Genomic DNA, 19,296 nt, shown 5'->3' with positions numbered 1-19,296 from the left:
GCACTTGATGCGATCCCATGCAAGATGATTGAGATTGACGGACTGCGCGGGCGAAAATGGGAGATCGAGCGCGCACGTCCTCGTGCGATTTGTTCGAGTGCCGAACCGATGATCGTTAATCGAACAATTTGACGGCCATAATAGGCGCGTCCTGGGACGAGTGTCAAGCACGCGGACCTGGCTCCAAAAACGAAAAAGCCGCACAGGACGGTTGGCCCGTGCGGCTTTTGCGAGTTCAGGCGGGCGCGAGGCGCCAGCCAGTGAGGCGAACGCTTAACGCGACATCATGAGCGCGCCGACATTGTGCATGACCCAGATCGTGCCGAAGATCAGGAACGCGGCGGCCAGCACCGTGTACGCCAGCGACAGGACGTTCCAGCCCTGCCCCGGCGACGTGTTCAAATGCAGGAAGAACACGAGGTGCACGACCACCTGCACGAAGGCGAGCACCGCGATCACGATCAAGGCCGCGGAGGCATCGAGCGTGCCGTGCAGGACAACGCCGAATGCACCCGCGGTAAGCAGCACCGAAAGAATGAAGCCCGCCACATAGCTGCCGAGGCTGCCGTGCGACTCTGCATGAGATTGAGCCATTTAGAGCACGCTCCCGAGATAGACGAAAGTAAACACGCAGATCCACACCACGTCGAGAAAGTGCCAGAAGAGGCTCAGGCACGTGAGGCGGCGGATTTCCTGCTCGCCCAGCTCCCGTGCGCGAACCACCTGGATCATCATCACGAGCATCCACAGCAGGCCGAAGAACACGTGCAGTCCGTGCGTGGCGACCAGCGTGAAGAACGACGACAGGAACGCGCTGCGCTGCGGGCCGGCGCCTTCTGCGATCAGGTGCGAAAACTCGCGCAGTTCGAGCACGAGGAACGACGCACCCAGAATGAAGGTGACGGCGAGCCAGCCGAGCACCACGCCGTTCTTGCGCTGATGCGCGCCGAGCATCGCGAACCCGTACGTGATGCTCGAAAACAGCAGCACGGCCGTTTCGAGCGCCACGCCCTGAATATCGAACAGGTCCTTGCCCGTGGGGCCGCCCGCAAACTGCTGGCTCAACACGCCGAACGTGGCGAACAGCGCCGCGAACAGCAGGCAGTCGGTCATCAGGTAGACCCAGAAGCCGAATACCGAGTGCGACTGCGGGTGATCGTGCTGATCGAGTTCGGCAAGGGTTGCCGCATTGGTTTTCTGTAACATCAGACTGCCTCCTCGGCGACCAGGTCGCGCTTGGCCACGGCGGCGCCGGTGCCAAAGCGGCTTTCTTCGATCTCGCGGACCTTCGCGGCCGGAATGTAGTAACCGTCGTTGTTGCCAAAGCTCTTGAGGATGACCGTCAGCACGACGCCGATGAACCCGAGCACCGCAAGCCACGTGATGTGCCACACGGCCGCGAAACCCAGCACGAGGCTGAACATGCCGATGAAGAGGCCCGCCGACGTGTTCGACGGCATGTGGATGTCGCTGTATTTCGCGGCGAGGCCCGGAGCGCGGCCCGCTTCCTTCATGTGCGCGAAAGCGTCGATGTCGTCCACGTGCGGAATGACCGCGAAGTTATAGACCGCTGGCGGCGACGACGTTGCCCATTCGAGCGTGCGGCCGTCCCACGGATCGCCGGTCACGTCCTTGCATTCGGCCTTGTTGCGGTTCACGAAGGCCATGACCCACAGCAGGACCTGGAACACGACGCCGACCGCGATGATCGCAGAGCCAATCGCGGCGACCACGAAGTACGGATGCCATTCGGGCACATCGTAGTGGTTGGTACGACGCGTTGCGCCCATGAAGCCGAGCACGTAGAGCGGCACGAAGGCCACGTAGAAGCCGACGAACCAGCACCAGAACGACGCCTTGCCGAGCTTTTCGCTGGGCTTCAGGCCGAACACCTTCGGGAACCAGTACTGCAGGCCCGCGAGGTAGCCGAACACCACGCCGCCGATAATCGCGTTGTGGAAGTGAGCGACCAGGAAGAGCGAGTTGTGGAGCACGAAGTCCGCGCCCGGAATCGCGAGCATCACGCCGGTCATGCCGGCGATCGAGAACGTCACCATGAAGCCGACGGTCCAGAGCACGGGCGCGGTGAAGTGCACACGGCCGCGATACATCGTGAAGAGCCAGTTGAAGATCTTCACGCCGGTGGGAATGGCGATGATCATCGTCGCGATACCGAAGAACGCGTTGACGTCGGCGCCCGCACCCATCGTGAAGAAGTGGTGCGCCCACACGAGGAACGCCAGCACCATGATCGCGCACGAGGCGTAGACCATCGTCTTGTAGCCGAACAGCGGCTTCTTGCAGAACGTGGCCATCACTTCCGAATAGATGCCGAACGCAGGCAGCACGAGGATGTACACCTCGGGGTGGCCCCACGCCCAGATCAGGTTCAGATACAGCATGGCGTTGCCGCCCAGCTCGTTCGTGAAGAAGTGCGTGCCCACGTAGCGGTCGAGGCCGAGCAGCGCCACCGCGATCGTGAGGATCGGGAACGTGGCCATGATGAGCACGTTCGAGCACAGCGCGGTCCACGTGAACACTGGCATCTTCATGAGCGTCATGCCGGGCGCGCGCATCTTGACGATCGTGACGAAGAAGTTCACGGCCGTGATCAGCGTGCCGACACCGGAAAGCTGCACTGCCCAGATGTAGTAGTCCACCCCCACGTCTGGACTGAACTGCAGTTCAGAGAGCGGCGGATACGCGAGCCAGCCCACCTTCGCGAACTCGCCGACCACGAGCGAAATGTTGACGAGGATCGCGCTGATCGCCGTCATCCAGAACGAGAGCGAGTTCAGGAACGGGAACGCCACGTCGCGCGCGCCGATCTGCAGGGGCACGACGAGGTTGAAGAAGCCGACCATGAGCGCCATCGCCATGAAGAAGATCATGATGACGCCGTGCGCCGTGAAGATCTGGTCGAAGTGATGCGGCGGGAGATAGCCGGGCGAGTCGAACGCCATGGCCTGCTGGATACGCATCATGACCGCGTCGGCGAAGCCGCGCACGAGCATGAGCACCGCCACGATCATGTACATCACGCCGATGCGTTTGTGGTCCACGCTCGTGAGCCACTCGGTCCAGATGTACTTCCACTTGCCGGTCACGGTGACGAGACCGAGCACGCCAACGACGATCAGCGCCATGAACGCCGCCGCGCCCATGATGATGGGCTGATCGAACGGGATCGCCTCTAATGTGAGTTTTCCGAACATGCTGCTTACCCCTTGGTCACGCAGGACGGGTCGAAATTCGTGACGTGCCCGTTGTTGTACTTCGCGATGATGTTATTGAAGAGCTTCGGGTCGACGGTCGAGAAGTACTGCACCGGCGCCTTCTCCCGCGGCTTCGCGACCGTTGCGTACTCGTCCATCGAAAGCTGGGTGGACGACGTCTTCACCTTCTGCACCCACGCGTCGAAGTCCTGCTGGCTCGTGGCGAGCGTGCGGAACTTCATGTCCGAGAAACCCTTGCCGCTGTAGTTGGACGAGAGCCCGTCGAAATCGCCCGCTTCGTCGGCGATCAGGTGCAGACGCGTTTGCATGCCCGCCATCGCGTAGACCTGGGTGCCCAGCTGCGGGATGAAGAACGAGTTCATCACAGCGTCCGACGTGATGCGGAAGTTGACCGGCGTCCCCACCGGCACGGCGAGCTGGTTCACCGAAGCAATGCCGAGGTCGGGGTAGATGAAGAGCCACTTCCAGTCGAGCGCGACGACTTCGACGTTGATGGGCTTCACGCTCGACTCCAGCGGCTTGTACGGGTCGAGTTCGTGCGAGGTGCGCCACGTGAGGATGGCGAGGAACAGGATGATCGCGGCCGGAATGGCCCAGACCACCACTTCGATTGCCGTGGAGTGGGCCCACTTCGGCGCGTAGGTCGCGTTGCGGTTCGAGGCGCGGTAGCGCCACGCGAACAGGAGCGTCAGGATGATGACGGGCACCACGACCAGCAGCATGGCCCATGTGGCCGTGAGGATGAGCGACTTCTCGGCCGCGCCCACGCTGCCCTTCGGGTCCAGCACGGCAAAATTGCCGCTGCACCCCGCAAGAGAAACGAGCAGCCCGCTGCCGAGGGGGATTAACCACCTTTTAAAGGCTTTTCTGTCTTTCATGTTTGCCTGTTCTTCCGTTGTCCACCAAAACGCGTAACACCAACACATTTGCATCGCAAATTCGCCACGCAAAAATGCACCCGTATCGTATTCAGCGCGATTCTACGGAAACCCCAATCTCAAAATTTGATCTTTGCTAAGGATTGGCCAGCGGGACAAAGCACGCCCAGGCAAGCGCGACGGAAAGCCGCAAATATCTTTCCAATAGCTTTCATCTCGCAAACGCCCGCCGCACAGTGGTTTCAGCGTGATTCCCCAGTGCGCGGGCAAGCGAGGATGGGCACCGGCGACACGCGCGGCGCGGTCGAAGAATCGTCAGAAAGTGTGCCGATTCATTCGAATTTCGACATGACTCTTATCTCGTTTTAATTTCAGGAATTGCCGATATTCAGACATAAACAATCGGCTCACAAATCAATCATTTTTCGACAAAATCCAATTGACTGAAATCAAATAACTGACGGCCAAATGATCTGATGTGCGCATTTGACGCATGTCACGCGACGCCGCACTATCGATGTTGACGCAGGCGCCATGCCCCGACAGTGAGCGGCCGCCCGACCTCGCCGCTTGTTGGCGAAACCGATCCCTTGGGTTATCTTGATAGGTTCTCCAAGCGCCGCAGCAAGACCGAACGCCACGCCCATGAATTCCGCTTCCAGTGCCTCGCCAGACCGCTCCGCCGACCAGCACGAGATTCCCGAAAAACCGGGCGACTCCTATGTGCAGTCGTTCGCGCGCGGGCTTTCGGTGATCCGCGCATTCAACGCGGAGCATCCCGAGCAGACCCTCACCGACGTCGCCGCCGCCACGGGCCTCACGCGCGCCGGGGCGCGCCGCATTCTGCTCACGCTGCAGACGCTCGGCTACGTCGAAGCCGAAGGGCGGCTCTTTCGCCTCACCCCGCGCATTCTCGACCTGGGCTTCGCGTACCTCACGTCGATGCCGTTCTGGAACCTCGCCGAGCCGGTGATGGAGGAGCTGTCGCAGGAAGTGCACGAGAGCTGCTCGGCGGCCGTGCTCGACCGCACCGAGATCGTCTATGTGCTGCGCGTGCCCACGCACAAGATCATGACGATCAACCTCTCGATCGGCAGCCGTCTGCCCGCGTACTGCACCTCCATGGGGCGCGTGCTGCTGGCCTCGCTCGACGAAGCCGCGCTCGACGAAACGCTCGGCTCCTCGCCGCTCTATGCGCATACGGGGCGCACGGTCACCGACGTCGGCGAACTCAAGAAGATCATCGCCCAGGTGCGCCAGCAGGGCTGGGCCATCGTCGATCAGGAACTGGAAGGCGGACTCATCTCGATCTCCGCCCCTATCCGCAACCGGCAGGGCCGCGTGATCGCCGCGATGAACATCAGCGGCAACGCGCAGCGCACGTCCGCCAGGCAGATGGTCAAGACCTTCCTCGATCCGCTTCAGCAAGCCGCGGCGCGTGTGTCCGGCATGGTCGCGCGGCGCACGTAAAAACAACGGATCGCAAGCGGGCGCGCCTGGGCAAGCCGCCCCGGCTGCGCTCGAGCCATTTCAGGCAACTTCGCCGAACACCTGCACGAGCCAGTCGGCGAAAGCGCGCACGCGCAGCGACAACTGGCGGTTCTGCGGGTAAAGCACCGAGACCGGCAAGGGCGGCGGCGGATGCGCGGGCAGCACGACGCACAGCTCGCCGTTGGCGAGCAGGTCGCGCACGCGGTAGCGCGGCACCTGCACGATGCCGAGCCCCGCCAGCGCGCCCGCCGTATAGAGTTCCGCGCCGTTCACGGCCACCGGGCCCGGCAGCGTCACGCGGGCGATACCGTCGGCGGTCGTGAATTCGAGCGGAAGCGCGCGGCCCGTGGCCGGCGACACATAGTTCACGGCCCGATGGCCGGGCCGGCCAGGATTGTCCATATGCGTGCCGGCGAGCGCCTCGATCGACTCCGGGTCGCCGTGCCGTTCCAGATACGCGGGGCTCGCGCAGGTCACCTGCTCGAGCAGCGCCACGCGCCGCGCGATCATCGAAGAGTCGGCCAGCTCGCCCGCGCGCAGCACGCAGTCCACGCCCTCGCGCACGAGATCGACGAAGTGATCGCCCGAGCCGATGAAGAGCTCGACGCGCGGATAGCGCGCGAGAAAGTCGGGCAGGCGCGGCATCACGAAATACTGCGTGAGCGTGCCCTGCATGTTCACCCGCAAACGCCCCTGCGGATCGGTGTCGCGAAACGCCTCCTCGGTTTCCTCGAGGTCGGCGAGCAGGCGCATGCAGCGCTGGTAGTAGGCATCGCCATCGAGCGTCGGCTTGACCTGGCGCGTGGTGCGTTCGAGCAGACGCACGCCTAGGCGCGCTTCGAGACGCTTGATCGAGTTGGTGACCGTCGCGCGCGGCAGGTTCAGGTCCTCGGCCGCCTGCGTGAAGCTGCGGCGGTCGACGATGCGCGTGAAAATTTGCATCTCCTGGAAACGGTCCAAGGGCATTCTCGTTGAGTTCTCGGGTCGCCTGCATCTTCTCACGGCAACCACGCCCAACCAAAAATCCCCCCGCCCATTCGAGCCCTTAAGCGACTGTTAAGCGGCGCTCGAGGACGGCGCGGAGACTATCCGGCCGCCACCTGCAGCACGAGCTTGACGAACGCCCCGCCCGCCTCCTCCAGGTGCCCGGAGTTGTCGATGCGCGCAAACGCGGCGCCCGACGGCACCTCGAACGGCGCGCGCCGCGCAAGACGCAACGCGACCTGCTCGGGCGTTTCACGCGCCCGGGAAGCGAGGCGCGCGGCGAGTACGTGCTGCGCGGCCTCGATGTGCACGAGCGTCATGCGCGGGTAGCGCTCGAACGCCTCGCCCGCGTAGGCGCGCGAACCGTTCACCACGACGGTGCAGCCGAGCGCCATCCATTGGTCGATCTCCACGCCCACGCCGTAGCGCAGCGCGTGGCTGCGCCATTGCAACGCGAAGAGGCCGCGCTGCGAGCGCGCCTCGAATTCGGCCTCGGTGAGCGCGATGTGGTTCTCGCCGCCGCTGTCTTCGCGCGTGATGTAGCGATGCGCGAAGACGACGTCTTCACCGGAGAGGCGCTCGCGCGCGTAACGCAGCAACGTGTCCTTGCCCGCACCCGAAGGCCCCATTACGTAGATCAGGCCGCCCTTCATGCGCGGGCCCCCGCGAACGGCAAGCGGCGCCACAGCGCGAAAGGCGCGCCCGGCTCGGGCTCGACGAAGAGCGCCGCGCCCTCCACCGGCAGCGGGTTGGCACCCTGCATCTGCGTGTTCCAGGCATCGACGAGTTGCGCGCACGTTTGCGCGTCGTTCAGCGAATCGGATAGCGTCATGTGAAAGCGGAATTCTTCGAACACGTACGGATAGCCCCACGCTTCGACGTAAGCGCGCTGACGCTGCGTGAGCGGCGCGTCGAGGCGCTTCGCGAGTTCGGCGGGCGTTTGCGGGGCGCGCAGCGAACCGAGCGCGCGCAGTGCGTTGGCAGCCAGTTCGCGCAGGGCGGTTTCGCCGGCATCGTCGGCGGGGCGCAGCGCCACGAAGCGGCCGAGCAGCGCCGCCTCGACATTGGCGTCGAAGCGCGCCTGCCCTTGCGCCCACTGCTGCGCGGCGGCGAGGAGCGCCGCGGGCGTCATGCCCGGCGCGAGACGAAACGGCGGCACGAGGGTGCCGTGCCAGCCATAGCGACGTGGCGCGACCGTGAGCGTTTCCAGCGGCTGCGGCAGGCCTGCGAGCCACGGCGGCGGCGCGAGCGTGTCGCCCGTCTCCGGATCGCGGCCAAGCCACGCGCAGCCCGCCTGCCACCACGCCGACTCGCGCGGCGGCGCATAGTAAAGCGCGAAGCGCGCGGCTTCGTTCCAGTCTTCGTGCAGCACGCTCATATGTCGTGCTCCACCATCAACTGCACGCGGTCGGCGGCGAAGTGCGTGATACCGTACTTGATCGGCACGCCATCAAGGTCGACGTCGACGTTTTCCACCCACAGCACCGGCTGCTGCCGGTTGATGTTCAGGCGCCGCGCCACCTCGGCCTCGGGCAGCACGCTGCCGATACGGCTCCACTTGCGCAGATAGTCGGTCACGCCGTATTCGGCGAGGGCCTTCGAGGTGCTGTCGACGCGCTCCATGACCCCGGGCAGATCGGCGAAGCGCGCGGCGGGGTACCAGCTGCGCGCGTAAGTGAGCGGCACGCCGTCCGACTCGTGCAGCGTTTCGAGCCGGTAGACGAGCGCGCCCGCGCGCAGCCCCAGGGCCTTGGCGACCGTGGGGTCCGCCTTGCCACGCGACGACGACAGCAGCTTGCCCGCCGCCGAATGCTGATGGCGCTTCAGGTTCTCGGTAAAGCGCGTGCGCTTGCCGATGGTGTAGTCGATCGCCCCGGGCTGCACGAAAGTGCCGCGCCCCTGTTCCACGCTCACGAGCCCCAGCGCCGCGAGGCCCAGCATCGCGCGCCGCACCGTGTGGCGGTTCACGTCGAAGCGGCGCGCAAGCTCGCCTTCGCTAGGCAGCCGGCCGTCTTCGCCGAAGCCCTTCGCGGCGATCTCGGCCGCGAGGATCTGCTCGATCTGCCGCCACACCGCCACACCCGCGCCGCGCTCAAGCAGGCTGGACGGCGCCTCGTCGTTCGATGTCATGGTGCTGTCATTCCTCTCGGTTCCAATAGCGTTTTGTGCATTGTAGTGCGCAGGGCGTGATGGAAATATGAAAACCTTCATTGCGTCCGCCTTGGACGACTGCACTACTAAACGTCTAGACGTTTAGATGAATAGATGGTTCAATCGAGGTCCAGGCAAGGCTGTTCGAAAGGCGCAGTTGCCATGTCCGTTCTCCCCCGTTCACGACACAGGAACTCCGATGAACGCTTCCTCCACCCCATCCTCCGCGTCGGCGACCCGGCGCGCATGGATGGCCGTTCTCGCGCATACCCCGCGCGCTGAGCTTGAAGCGGCGCTGAGCGCCGCGCTCGCCGATGCGCCCGAGCCCGCTTTCGACTGGCTGCGTCCGCCACAAACCGGACTGGCCATGGTACGTGGGCGCGTTGGCGGCACCGGCGACGCCTTCAATCTGGGCGAAGCCACCGTCACGCGCGCCACGCTGCGCCTGCGCGCCTCGAGCATTGAGCGCACCGCAGGCGGCGATGCCGGCCAGTCCGGCCCGGTCGGCGTGGCCTGCCATCTGGGCCGCGACAAGCGCCGCGCCGAGCTGGCCGCCCTCGCCGACGCGCTGCTGCAACTCCCCGCGCGCCACGACCAGTTGCACGCCCGGTTGATCGAGCCGCTCGCCGCGCGTCTCGCCGCACAACGCGACGCGCGCCGCGCCGACGCCGCCAGCACGCGGGTCGAGTTCTTCACGATGGTTCGAGGTGACGCATGAGCGACCAACGCAATGCCATGACGCCCGATCTGCTCGCGGCGCTCGCGCCCGGCTTCGGCGATCCGGTTCACGACACGCAGACGGTGTTCCGCACGCTGCTCGACGCGCTCGCGCGACCCGGCACGATCGGCGTGATCGAAACGCCGCTGCCGGCGCCCACGGCGGCGGATGCGTCCCCCGCGCGCGCCGGCCTCGCTGCCTTCGCCTCGCTGCTCGCACTCGCAGACTACGCCACGCCGGTGTGGCTCGCCCAGCCCGACGCCGCACTCGCGGCCGCGCTGCGCTTTCATGCAGGCGCGCCGCTTGCACAGCAGGCGCGCGAAGCCGCGTTCGCCTATGTGCACGACGCCGCCGCCCTGCCGCCGCTCGACGACTTCGCGAGCGGCACGCCCGAGTCGCCGGAGCAGTCGGCCACGGTGTTCGCGCGTGTCGATTCCCTCACCGGCGGCGCACCGCTCACGCTGCGCGGCCCCGGCATCGAAACGACCTGCAGCATCGCGCCCGTCGGTCTGCCCGAGCGCTTCTGGCGCGAACGCGCCGCCCTCGCGCCGCACTTCCCGTGCGGCATCGACTTCTATCTCGTGTGCGGCGACCGCCTGATGGGCCTGCCGCGCACCACTCTCGTGGAGATGCACTGATGTACGTCGCCGTCAAAGGAGGAGAGCGCGCGATCGAAGCGTCGTGGCGTCTGCTCGACGAGGCTCGCCGCGGCGATACGCGCGTGCCCGAGCTGAGCGTCGCGCAGATCCGCGAACAGATGCGTCTGGCCGTGGCGCGTGTGATGGCCGAAGGTTCGGTCTACGACGAAGAACTTGCCGCGCTCGCCATCAAGCAGGCCGCTGGCGATCTCGTCGAAGCGATCTTTTTGCTGCGCGCCTATCGCACCACGCTGCCGCGTTTTGGTTACACACAACCGGTCGAAACGGAAAACATGGTGGTGGAGCGCCGCATTTCCGCGACCTTCAAGGACGTGCCCGGCGGCCAGGTGCTTGGCGCGACCTACGATTACACGCAGCGCCTGCTCGACTTCGCGCTGCTCGCCGAAGGCGACGATGCCGCGAGCGCCACGCCTCGCGCGCCGCGAGCCACCCCGCCCGAAGAAGCGATGCCGCGCGTGGTCTCCCTGCTCGACAAGGAAGGCCTGATCGAGCAGGAAACGCGCTCGACGCAAGCACGCGAGCCCGGCGACCTCTCGCGTGAGCCGCTTGCGTTCCCTGCCGATCGCACCGTGCGCCTGCAAAATCTCGCACGCGGCGACGAAGGCTTCCTGCTCGCGATGGGCTATGCCACGCAGCGCGGCTACGCGCATTCGCACCCGTTCGCGGGCGAGATCCGCTTTGGTTCGGTCTGCGTAGAAATGATGCTGGACGAACTCGATGAAGCCGTGGAAATCGGCGAGATCGACTTGACCGAGTGCCAGATGATCAACCAGTTTGCGGGCGCGAAAGACGTGCCGCCGCAATTCACGCAAGGCTACGGTCTCGCGTTCGGCCACGCGGAACGTAAGGCCATGGCGATGGCGCTGGTGGATCGTGCGCTGCGCGCCGAGGAGCTGGGCGAGACGATCGCCTCGCCGACTCAGGACATCGAATTCATGCTCTCGCACAGCGATAACGTGGAAGCCTCGGGCTTCGTTCAACACCTGAAGCTGCCGCACTACGTGGACTTCCAGGCTGAGCTGGAACTCGTGCGCAAGCTGCGCGCGCAGCACGAAAGCGACAGCGACGCGAATGCCGACGAGCACAACAAGGAGGCTGCATGAACGCCCCCGATACCTTGCAATCCACCGCAGCCGAAGTCGCCTCGCACGAAACTCAGGCCGTCTCGGGTTACAACTTCGCGTACCTCGACGAGCAGACCAAGCGGATGCTGCGCCGCGCCCTCCTCAAGGCCGTGGCCGTGCCGGGCTACCAGGTGCCGTTCGCCTCGCGCGAAATGCCGCTGCCGTATGGCTGGGGCACGGGCGGCATCCAGGTGACGGCGGCGATCATCGGCGCGAAGGACACGCTCAAGGTGATCGACCAGGGCTCGGACGACACCACGAACGCCGTGAATATCCGTCGCTTTTTCGCGCGCACCACGGGGGTGGCCACCACGCGCCGCACGAGCGAGGCGTCGATCGTGCAGACGCGGCACCGAATTCCAGAAACGCCGCTCACGGACAAGCAGATTCTCGTGTATCAGGTGCCGATGCCCGAGCCGCTGTTCCGGCTCGAGCCGCGCGTGGCCGAATGCAAGAAGCTCCATGCACTGGCCGACTATGGCCTGATCAGCGTGAAGCTTTATGAGGACATCGTGCAGCACGGCAGCATCGCCACGACGTACGACTACCCGGTGACCGTGAACGGCCGTTATCTCACGTCGCCCTCGCCGATTCCGAAGTTCGACAACCCCAAGCTGCATATGAACGCCGCGCTGCAGTTGTTCGGCGCGGGTCGCGAGCGCCGCATCTACGCGATTCCGCCGTACACGCCGGTGAAGAGCCTCGACTTCGACGACCACCCGTTCGAAGTGCAGCGCTGGGAGCATGCGTGCGCCCTGTGCGGCTCGCGCGAGAGTTTCCTCGACGAGATGATCGTCGACGACTCGGGCAAACGCATGTTCATCTGCTCGGACAGCGACTACTGCCACGACCGCCGCGAGCAGATCGATGCGCACGCAACGAATGAAGCAGGAGAGAAAGCATGACGCCGCTGTTAAGCGCAAGATCGCTCACGAAGCAGTACGGCGGCCGCAACGGCTGCCGCGACGTGAGCTTCGACCTGTATCCCGGCGAGGTGTTGTGCATCGTCGGCGAATCGGGCTCGGGCAAGACCACGCTGCTCAACACGCTCGCACTGCGCACCGAATCCGACTCGGGCGCGCTGCACTACACGAGCGCGAACGGCGAAACGCTCGACCTGCGCACGCTTTCCGAGCCGCGCCGGCGCCTGCTTGCGCGCACCGAATGGGGCTTCGTGCAGCAGAATCCGCGTGACGGGCTGCGCGCGGGCGTCTCGGCCGGGGCCAATATCGGCGAGCCGCTGATGGCCGTCGGCGCACGTCACTACGGGCAAATCCGCAACACGGCGCAGCAGTGGATGCAGCGCGTGGAGCTGGACGCGCAGCGCATCGACGAATTGCCGTCGGCGTTTTCGGGCGGCATGCAGCAGCGCCTGCAAATCGCGCGCAATCTCGTCACGGGGCCACGCCTCGTCTTCATGGACGAACCCACAGCGGGTCTCGACGTGTCCGTGCAGGCGCGCCTGCTCGACCTCCTGCGCACGCTCACGACCAACCTGCATCTTTCGGTGTTGATCGTCACGCACGACATCGGCGTGGCGCGGCTGCTCGCGCACCGCTTGATGGTGATGCAAGGCGGCACGGTGGTCGAATCGGGCCTGACCGACCAGGTGCTGGACGACCCGCAACATCCCTATACGCAGACGCTGGTGGCATCCGTGCTGCCGGTCTAGGATGAAAGACATGACTCTGAACTCATCACCGGGCACGCGCGCGTTCCTCGAACGACCGGCGCTCATGCTGCGCGCCGAAGACGTGCGCAAGACTTTCACGCTGCACGGCCAGGGCGGCATCGGCATCGAGGCGCTTGCGGGCGTTTCGCTCGACGTGGAGCGCGGCGAATGCATCGTGCTGGTCGGCCCCTCGGGCGCGGGCAAGAGCACTTTCTTGCGCTGCCTGTACGGCAACTACCTCGCCAGCGGCGGCTCGATTGCGATCCGGGACGAGGGCGCGCCGCTCGAGCATCTGGAGATCACGGGCGCAGCGCCCCACGACATCCTGCGCCTGCGCCGCAACGTCGTGGGCTACGTGAGCCAGTTTCTGCGCGTGATTCCGCGCGTGAGCGCGCTCGACATCGTGGCCGCGCCGCTCGTTTCGCGCGGCGTGGAGGAAGACGAAGCACGCGAGCGCGCGCAAACGCTGCTGGCACGCCTGAACGTGCCGCAGCGCCTCTGGCCGCTCGCGCCCGCCACGTTTTCGGGCGGCGAGCAGCAGCGCGTGAACATCGCCCGGGGCCTGATCGCGCAGCACCGCGTGCTGTTGCTGGACGAACCCACGGCCTCGCTCGACGCAGAAAACCGCGAAGTCGTCGCGAGCCTGATTGGCGAAGCGCGCGAGCGCGGCGCGGCGATTGTCGGCGTATTCCACGACGAGGACACGCGCCAGCGCGTCGCCACCCGCGTACTCGAACTCAGCGCGCCGCGCGCGCAAGCGCCGCTCAGCGCCGCAGCCTGAAACCCGCCTGAACGGCGCAAACCGATATCTGATACGGAGCCTGACGATGTTGATCAAGAACGCTCGCATCGTGACGCGAGACGAAGTTTTCACCGGCACGCTAAGCGTGGCAGACGGCAAGATCCGCGACATCTCGCGCGGCTCGACCGCCGCGCCCGAAGCCGAAGACTGGGAGGGCGACTTCCTGCTGCCCGGTCTCGTCGAATTGCACACCGACAACCTGGAAAAGCACCTCGCGCCGCGCCCCGGCGTGCACTGGAACACCGACGCCGCATTCGTGATTCACGACGCGCAGATCGCCGCCGCCGGCATCACCACGGTATTCGACGCGCTGGCCATCGGCACGCGCCTGGCCGTGGGCGTGCGCGGCCGCGACGTGCAGCTCGCTAGCGCCAAGGCGCTCACGCGCTTTTCCGAGCGCAACCTGCTGCGCGCCGAGCACTTCCTGCACTTGCGCTGCGAAATCGCCACCGAAGACGTGATCGAGCTGTTCGACATGCTGAGCGACCACCCGCTGCTGCGCCTCGCCTCGGTAATGGACCACACGCCGGGCCAGCGCCAGTGGCACGACCGCGAGCAATGGCGCAAATTTCAGGAGCGCCACGGCAAGTGGACCGACGAGCAGACCAACACGATGCTCACCGAAATGGCCACGGAGCAGGAACGCTACGCCGACGCGCACCGCCTCGAAATCGTGCAGCGTTGCCGCACGCGCAACATCCCGCTCGCGAGCCACGACGACACGCTCGTGGAGCACGTCGAGCAGGCCGCGGCCGAAGGCATCGTGCTCGCCGAATTCCCGACCACGCGCGTGGCCGCCGAGGAAGCGAAAAAGCGCGGCATTGCGACGATCATGGGTGCGCCGAACGTGGTGCGCGGGGGCTCGCACTCGGGCAACGTCTCGGCGCTGGAGCTGGCCCAGGCCGGTTTGCTCGACATCCTCTCGTCCGACTACGTGCCGTCGAGCCTCCTGACCGCCGCATTCGACCTCGTGACCAAGGCCGACTGGACGCTGCCGCGCGCGCTCGCTACGGTCTCGTGGGAACCCGCCAGCAAGTCGGGCCTGCACGATCGCGGCGCGATCGAGCCGGGCCTGCGCGCGGACTTCGTGCGGGTGACGATGCTCGATTCGCTGCCCGTGCCGCGCGCGACGTGGCGCGCGGGCGTGCGCATAGTCTGACGTCGTCCACGCGGTGCAGCCGATTCGTTGCTGCACCGCGACAAAAAACGGCGCGTTGTCTGGCCCTATTCGGGCCGAAAACCAACGGCGCGCCGTCGAATCGATTTCAATTTCCATTCAGATTGCTGACGATGCCGCGACCGCGCGGCATCGCATTCTTCCGACTGTTGCGGCAGAGCATCGCGCAGCCCCTCCCAAGCCCCCGCATTGGCCTGTCCCCATTGGCCCGTTCGCCTTGCCCGACAAGGCTTTGCGTTAAATCGTACAAGCGCACGGGCGTACACTTACCGGCACCCTTTCCCGCTATCCGGTATTACACTAGCGACGCAGCAATTTTGACCTGGTAAGCTTGCGCGCGCTTCGCTGGCCGCAGGCTGGCAGGTCCAACAATAATCCGGCGCGAGCCGCGCCGGGAAGTGCGCCATGGCGGCACAACCGCACGCGGCGCGCCCTGAACCATCTCGAGGAGTACCCATAGTGAAGAAACTGCTTGCCACCCTCACGGTTGCCGTGCTCGCCGTCTCGGCCGGCGTCGCCCATGCGAAGGACTGGTCCACCGTGCGTTTCGGCGTTGACGCCAGCTACGCACCGTTCGAATCCAAAGCACCCGATGGCAAGCTGGTCGGCTTCGACATCGACCTCGGCAACGAAATCTGCAAGCGCCTGAACGCCAAGTGCGTGTGGGTCGAGCAAGATTTCGACGGCATGATCCCGGGCCTGAAGGCCAAGAAGTTCGACGGCGTGCTCTCGTCGATGACGATCACCCCGCAGCGCGAGCAGCAGATCGCCTTCTCGGCGAAGCTGTTCAACACGCCGACGCGCCTCGTCGCCAAGAAGGGCTCGAGCCTCGCCCCGACGGCCGACTCGCTCAAGGGCAAGTCGGTTGGCGTCGAGCAAGGCACGATCCAGGAAACCTACGCGAAGGAAAACTGGGCACCGAAGGGCGTGAACGTCGTTCCTTACCAGAACCAGGACCAGGTCTACGCCGACCTGATCTCGGGCCGTCTGGACGCTGCGCTGCAGGATGAAGTGCAGGCGGATCTGGGCTTCCTGAAGACGCCGCGCGGCGCTGGCTTCCAGTTCGCCGGCAAGGAAATCCCGACGGGCGCTGCCGCCATCGGCCTGCGCAAGGAAGACGCCGACCTGAAGGGCAAGATCGACAAGGCCATCGCCGACATGATCAAGGACGGTACCTATAAAAAGATCGAATCCAGGTACTTCGACTTCGACGTGTACGGCGGCTAAGCACCGCATCGCGCCGGCGCTGCATCACGGCGCACGAAGCCCGGGCTTTGTGTCCGGGCTTTTTCATTTCCGGATTTTTATTTCGGATTCCGTATTTTCAGACGATGCCGCAGGCGCGTGAGCGCGCGCCGGTTCCGGCGGCGCGTCGAATCGGCTAAGATCGGTATACGGCCCCCTGCATGTGCTTACGGGGCCATCGTTCACTCCAACACCTTTGCGGGCCGCCGCGCCTCGCGCATCCATCATGCAAACCCGAAACCACCCGTTGATCGCGCCCGCCCTCGGTACCGCGCGGGAACTTGCCAGTTTCCACTACGGCAAGGCCGGCGGTCCCAAGGTCTACATCCAGTCCTCGCTCCACGCCGACGAACTGCCGGGCATGCTCGTCTCGTGGGCGCTGCGCCGCAAGCTCGCGGAGCTGGAAGCTGCGGGCCGCCTTCGCGGCGAGATCGTGATCGTGCCGGTGCCGAACCCCGTGGGCCTGAATCAGCACTGGCTCGGGCATATGATCGGCCGCTTCGAATCGAACACGGCGCAGAACTTCAACCGCAATTTCCACGAGCTCACCGCGCTCGTGCTGCCCAGCATCGAGGCGCGTCTCGGGCCCGACGAAGCCGCGAACCGCACGGCCATCCGTGCGGCCATGGGCGAAGCGCTGGCCGCTCAGAAGCCGAAAACCGAACTCGATTCGATGCGCCTCGCGCTCCAGCACCTTTCGTACGATGCAGACATCGTGCTCGATCTGCATTGCGACTGGGAAGCCGCCATGCACATCTACACGAACCCCGAGCTGTGGTCCGACGTCGAGCCGCTCGCGCGCTATCTCGACGCCAAGGCGTCGCTCCTCGCGCTCAACTCGATCGGCAACCCGTTCGACGAGATTCACAGCTTCTGCTGGTCGGAGCTGCGCGAGCAATTCGGCACGCGCTTCCCCATCCCGTACGGCTCGATTTCGGTAACGGTCGAGCTGCGCGGCCAGCGCGACGTCTCGCACGAGCTCGCAGAGCACGACGCCCAGGCCATCGTCGACTATCTGATCGGGCGCGGCGTCATCGAAGGCACGGCCGCGCCGCTGCCGCCACTCGCCCATGCAGCCACGCCGCTCGCGGGCACGGAGCCGATCGTGGCGCCTGCCAGCGGCGTGCTCGTGTTTCGCGTGGATTGCGGCACGTGGGTGGAACGCGGCGCGGCCATTGCCGATGTCATCGACCCGCTCGCCGACACCGTGACGACGCTGCACGCGGGCGTGAGCGGCGTGATGTATGCACGCCATAGCGCGCGCTTCGCCACGGCCGGCATGGAAGTCGCACGCATTGCCGGCGAAAAGCCCATTCGCAGCGGCTCGCTTCTTTCGCTGTAACCTGCAACGCCTTGTCGTAAAAGGGCTCGCGCCATAGGTGCGAGCCTTTTTTATAGGCGTTTCCCGGTTATTTCAATTATTTCGGTTAACTAATTTTCTGCTTCGATGAATCGATGGCAATCAGACGTGTAAAGCGCGCATTGATCGGGCCGTTAATGCGCCCTTGAAATGAATCAAACTCAGCTTGAAGTCAGGTTCAAAAGATGGCTTAACCCGGCAAATAGAAGAAAGCTTAGGAAAAATTCTTATAAGGCCGATTGCCGCAGTCCAGTCTTTCAAATTGACAGGAAAATTGCCCGCGAAGCCAATAACGACGGGCTTCGGGCGCCGCTCTCCGCGGGTGCAACCCGTGTGTCGCTTCCACACAACAGAATGGCGACATTTTGCCTACAAAGTCTTACTGTCACATTCCTTTCGTTATCGACCCTTAAATTGCAGCCCGTCGCATTGACCGGCCCATAAGAGGCCGGAGTAGTCATCTCGTCCTTTACCCGGAGAAACAGTTGAATAAGAAAATTCTGACCACCGCTATTCTGGCCTCGATCGCAGGCGTTGCCCACGCACAAAGCAGCGTAACGCTGTACGGCGTGATCGACGCGGGTGTGAATTACATCAGCAACGTGAAGAACTCGAACGGTACGAACGGCAGTTCGCATCAGTTCTCGTACGGTGACGGCGTGGCGCAGGGCAGCCGTTGGGGCCTGCGCGGCACGGAAGACCTGGGCGGCGGCCTGAAGGCGATCTTCGTGCTCGAAAACGGCTTCAACAGCGGTAACGGCACGGCAGGCCAGGGCGGCGCGATGTTCGGCCGTCAAGCTTTCGTCGGTCTGACGCAGTCGAACATCGGTTCGCTGACGTTCGGCCGTCAATACTCGCTCAACACGGACATTCTCGGCGCGCAGTACTCGACCGGTGGCAACACGGTTTCGGGTAACTGGGCGTACCACTTCAACGACATCGACCAGCTGACGTCGAGCCGCATCAACAACGCGGTCAAGTTCCAGAGCGTGAACTTCTCGGGCTTCACGTTCGGCGCGTTGTACGGCTTCTCGAACTCGACCTCGTTCGCCGGCGCACCGGCAACGGGTCCGGCGGCCAGCCCGATCGCCGGCTCGTCGCGCGCGTACAGCTTCGGCGCGAACTACGGCTACGGCCCGTTCAGCATCGGCGCTGCCTACTTCAACCAGACGTACCCGGGCCAGACCACGCCGTCGACGACGACCACGATCGCCAACGTTGCACAGGGCACGCTGCGCGACACGCGTTCGTTCGGTGTCGGTGGCCGCTACATCGTCGGCCCGGCAACGCTGTGGGCCCTGTGGACCAACACGCTGCTTTCGCCGATCGCCGGTTCCTCGACGCTCTACAACGCGTACGAAGCAGGCGGCAAGTACGCCTTCACGCCGGCTCTCGCGGCTGGCCTTGGCTACACGTACTCGCGCACCTCGGGCAGCCAGACGGCTCACTGGAACCAGGTCAACGCATCGCTCGACTACGCGCTCAGCAAGCGCACCGACGTCTACGGCCTCGTGTCGTACCAGGACGCATCGGGCACGCTCGCGAACGGCCAGAAGGTACAGGCGCAGATCGGCGACTCGAGCTCGAGCATCTACCAGCCGTCGGGCACGGGTTCGCAGGATCAAGTCGCGGTTCGCGTCGGTATCCGCCACAAGTTCTAAGCAGCGTGACTCGCGCAACAGCGGCGGCCGGCGACTCATAGCGCCGGCTCTGCTCGGCGCGCCGCAGCTCGCGCTGCACGCCGCGCCTTACCGGACGGGGCATCCCTTGGGATGCCCCGCTTTTTTTTGGTTCATCGC

General features: G+C 65.0%; 19 protein-coding genes. 11 read left to right on the top strand and 8 right to left on the bottom strand.

The window, feature by feature from the left end:
- Positions 1 to 273: 273 nt before the first annotated feature.
- The 4 genes from cyoD to cyoA are packed head-to-tail and all read right to left on the bottom strand — an operon-like array spanning position 274 to position 4,114.
- On the bottom strand, positions 274 to 594 hold the full coding sequence (gene cyoD, locus BFD71_RS02490) for a cytochrome o ubiquinol oxidase subunit IV (protein ID WP_069261672.1): 321 nt from the start codon (positions 592 to 594) through the stop codon (positions 274 to 276).
- Complete coding sequence (gene cyoC, locus BFD71_RS02485; RefSeq protein WP_069261671.1) at positions 595 to 1,206, bottom strand: cytochrome o ubiquinol oxidase subunit III; 612 nt, start codon at positions 1,204 to 1,206, stop codon at positions 595 to 597.
- Positions 1,206 to 3,215 (bottom strand): cytochrome o ubiquinol oxidase subunit I, encoded by a 2,010-nt coding sequence (gene cyoB, locus BFD71_RS02480; RefSeq protein WP_069261670.1) that lies wholly within the window; start codon positions 3,213 to 3,215, stop codon positions 1,206 to 1,208. The genes cyoC and cyoB overlap by 1 nt, the downstream gene beginning before the upstream one ends.
- Positions 3,216 to 3,220: 5 nt before the next feature.
- Positions 3,221 to 4,114: a ubiquinol oxidase subunit II gene (gene cyoA / locus BFD71_RS02475; protein WP_069261669.1), complete on the bottom strand. Its 894-nt coding sequence runs from the start codon at positions 4,112 to 4,114 to the stop codon at positions 3,221 to 3,223.
- Positions 4,115 to 4,759: 645 nt separating this feature from the next.
- Here cyoA and BFD71_RS02470 point away from each other — a divergent pair.
- Positions 4,760 to 5,584, top strand: coding sequence for an IclR family transcriptional regulator (locus tag BFD71_RS02470; protein ID WP_069261668.1), 825 nt, complete (start codon positions 4,760 to 4,762; stop codon positions 5,582 to 5,584).
- 60 nt (positions 5,585 to 5,644) lie between these two features.
- Here the strand turns inward: BFD71_RS02470 and BFD71_RS02465 are convergent, their stop codons facing one another.
- From BFD71_RS02465 to phnF, 4 genes are all read right to left on the bottom strand, one after another.
- Positions 5,645 to 6,565 carry a LysR family transcriptional regulator gene (locus BFD71_RS02465; protein WP_069261667.1) on the bottom strand — a complete coding sequence of 307 codons (921 nt, stop codon included), beginning with the start codon at positions 6,563 to 6,565 and terminating at the stop codon, positions 5,645 to 5,647.
- A 125-nt stretch (positions 6,566 to 6,690) separates the two neighbouring features.
- Entirely contained in the window at positions 6,691 to 7,242 is a 552-nt protein-coding gene (gene phnN / locus BFD71_RS02460; protein ID WP_069261879.1) for a phosphonate metabolism protein/1,5-bisphosphokinase (PRPP-forming) PhnN, read from the bottom strand.
- Positions 7,239 to 7,967 (bottom strand): DUF1045 domain-containing protein, encoded by a 729-nt coding sequence (locus tag BFD71_RS02455; RefSeq protein ID WP_069261666.1) that lies wholly within the window; start codon positions 7,965 to 7,967, stop codon positions 7,239 to 7,241. The genes phnN and BFD71_RS02455 overlap by 4 nt, the downstream gene beginning before the upstream one ends.
- A complete protein-coding gene (gene phnF, locus BFD71_RS02450) occupies positions 7,964 to 8,719 on the bottom strand; it encodes a phosphonate metabolism transcriptional regulator PhnF (protein WP_069261665.1) in 756 nt (251 codons plus the stop codon). Before phnF ends, BFD71_RS02455 begins: the two co-directional genes overlap by 4 nt.
- A gap of 220 nt (positions 8,720 to 8,939) precedes the next feature.
- On the opposite strand from phnF, the gene phnG reads away from it, so the two are divergent.
- From phnG to BFD71_RS02400, 10 genes are all read left to right on the top strand, one after another.
- Positions 8,940 to 9,458, top strand: a complete 519-nt coding sequence (phnG, locus tag BFD71_RS02445) for a phosphonate C-P lyase system protein PhnG (protein ID WP_069261664.1) — start codon at positions 8,940 to 8,942, stop codon at positions 9,456 to 9,458.
- Positions 9,455 to 10,096 (top strand): phosphonate C-P lyase system protein PhnH, encoded by a 642-nt coding sequence (gene phnH / locus BFD71_RS02440; protein ID WP_069261663.1) that lies wholly within the window; start codon positions 9,455 to 9,457, stop codon positions 10,094 to 10,096. The genes phnG and phnH overlap by 4 nt, the downstream gene beginning before the upstream one ends.
- Positions 10,096 to 11,220 carry a carbon-phosphorus lyase complex subunit PhnI gene (locus tag BFD71_RS02435; RefSeq protein WP_069261662.1) on the top strand — a complete coding sequence of 375 codons (1,125 nt, stop codon included), beginning with the start codon at positions 10,096 to 10,098 and terminating at the stop codon, positions 11,218 to 11,220. Before phnH ends, BFD71_RS02435 begins: the two co-directional genes overlap by 1 nt.
- A complete protein-coding gene (locus BFD71_RS02430; RefSeq protein WP_069261661.1) occupies positions 11,217 to 12,146 on the top strand; it encodes an alpha-D-ribose 1-methylphosphonate 5-phosphate C-P-lyase PhnJ in 930 nt (309 codons plus the stop codon). The genes BFD71_RS02435 and BFD71_RS02430 overlap by 4 nt, the downstream gene beginning before the upstream one ends.
- Positions 12,143 to 12,913 carry a phosphonate C-P lyase system protein PhnK gene (gene phnK / locus BFD71_RS02425; RefSeq protein WP_069261660.1) on the top strand — a complete coding sequence of 257 codons (771 nt, stop codon included), beginning with the start codon at positions 12,143 to 12,145 and terminating at the stop codon, positions 12,911 to 12,913. The genes BFD71_RS02430 and phnK overlap by 4 nt, the downstream gene beginning before the upstream one ends.
- 10 nt (positions 12,914 to 12,923) lie before the next feature.
- Entirely contained in the window at positions 12,924 to 13,694 is a 771-nt protein-coding gene (phnL, locus tag BFD71_RS02420; RefSeq protein WP_176732806.1) for a phosphonate C-P lyase system protein PhnL, read from the top strand.
- Positions 13,695 to 13,740: 46 nt separating this feature from the next.
- A complete protein-coding gene (locus BFD71_RS02415) occupies positions 13,741 to 14,874 on the top strand; it encodes an alpha-D-ribose 1-methylphosphonate 5-triphosphate diphosphatase (protein WP_069261658.1) in 1,134 nt (377 codons plus the stop codon).
- 477 nt (positions 14,875 to 15,351) lie between these two features.
- A complete protein-coding gene (locus BFD71_RS02410; RefSeq protein ID WP_069261657.1) occupies positions 15,352 to 16,119 on the top strand; it encodes an ABC transporter substrate-binding protein in 768 nt (255 codons plus the stop codon).
- A gap of 244 nt (positions 16,120 to 16,363) precedes the next feature.
- A complete protein-coding gene (locus tag BFD71_RS02405) occupies positions 16,364 to 17,479 on the top strand; it encodes a succinylglutamate desuccinylase/aspartoacylase family protein (protein ID WP_069261656.1) in 1,116 nt (371 codons plus the stop codon).
- A 503-nt stretch (positions 17,480 to 17,982) separates the two neighbouring features.
- Entirely contained in the window at positions 17,983 to 19,158 is a 1,176-nt protein-coding gene (locus BFD71_RS02400; protein WP_069261655.1) for a porin, read from the top strand.
- Positions 19,159 to 19,296 lie beyond the last annotated feature (138 nt).

The sequence above is a fragment of the Paraburkholderia nodosa genome, assembly GCF_001718195.1.
Taxonomy (GTDB): Bacteria; Pseudomonadota; Gammaproteobacteria; order Burkholderiales; family Burkholderiaceae; genus Paraburkholderia; species Paraburkholderia nodosa_A.
Note: the sequence above shows the minus strand (reverse complement) of the source record. Positions and strands in the feature narration are given on the sequence as shown.

What these genes read in the sequence shown, in the direction of transcription:
- cyoB (WP_069261670.1), bottom strand. Translation starts at nt 3,215, where the DNA reads ATGTTCGGAAAACTCACATTAGAGGCGATCCCGTTCGATCAGCCCATC.
- BFD71_RS02470 (WP_069261668.1), top strand. Translation starts at nt 4,760, where the DNA reads ATGAATTCCGCTTCCAGTGCCTCGCCAGACCGCTCCGCCGACCAGCAC.
- cyoD (WP_069261672.1), bottom strand. Translation starts at nt 594, where the DNA reads ATGGCTCAATCTCATGCAGAGTCGCACGGCAGCCTCGGCAGCTATGTG.
- cyoA (WP_069261669.1), bottom strand. Translation starts at nt 4,114, where the DNA reads ATGAAAGACAGAAAAGCCTTTAAAAGGTGGTTAATCCCCCTCGGCAGC.
- phnG (WP_069261664.1), top strand. Translation starts at nt 8,940, where the DNA reads ATGAACGCTTCCTCCACCCCATCCTCCGCGTCGGCGACCCGGCGCGCA.
- phnN (WP_069261879.1), bottom strand. Translation starts at nt 7,242, where the DNA reads ATGAAGGGCGGCCTGATCTACGTAATGGGGCCTTCGGGTGCGGGCAAG.
- phnF (WP_069261665.1), bottom strand. Translation starts at nt 8,719, where the DNA reads ATGACATCGAACGACGAGGCGCCGTCCAGCCTGCTTGAGCGCGGCGCG.
- BFD71_RS02415 (WP_069261658.1), top strand. Translation starts at nt 13,741, where the DNA reads ATGTTGATCAAGAACGCTCGCATCGTGACGCGAGACGAAGTTTTCACC.
- BFD71_RS02455 (WP_069261666.1), bottom strand. Translation starts at nt 7,967, where the DNA reads ATGAGCGTGCTGCACGAAGACTGGAACGAAGCCGCGCGCTTCGCGCTT.
- BFD71_RS02435 (WP_069261662.1), top strand. Translation starts at nt 10,096, where the DNA reads ATGTACGTCGCCGTCAAAGGAGGAGAGCGCGCGATCGAAGCGTCGTGG.
- phnH (WP_069261663.1), top strand. Translation starts at nt 9,455, where the DNA reads ATGAGCGACCAACGCAATGCCATGACGCCCGATCTGCTCGCGGCGCTC.
- phnL (WP_176732806.1), top strand. Translation starts at nt 12,924, where the DNA reads ATGACTCTGAACTCATCACCGGGCACGCGCGCGTTCCTCGAACGACCG.
- phnK (WP_069261660.1), top strand. Translation starts at nt 12,143, where the DNA reads ATGACGCCGCTGTTAAGCGCAAGATCGCTCACGAAGCAGTACGGCGGC.
- BFD71_RS02405 (WP_069261656.1), top strand. Translation starts at nt 16,364, where the DNA reads ATGCAAACCCGAAACCACCCGTTGATCGCGCCCGCCCTCGGTACCGCG.
- cyoC (WP_069261671.1), bottom strand. Translation starts at nt 1,206, where the DNA reads ATGTTACAGAAAACCAATGCGGCAACCCTTGCCGAACTCGATCAGCAC.
- BFD71_RS02430 (WP_069261661.1), top strand. Translation starts at nt 11,217, where the DNA reads ATGAACGCCCCCGATACCTTGCAATCCACCGCAGCCGAAGTCGCCTCG.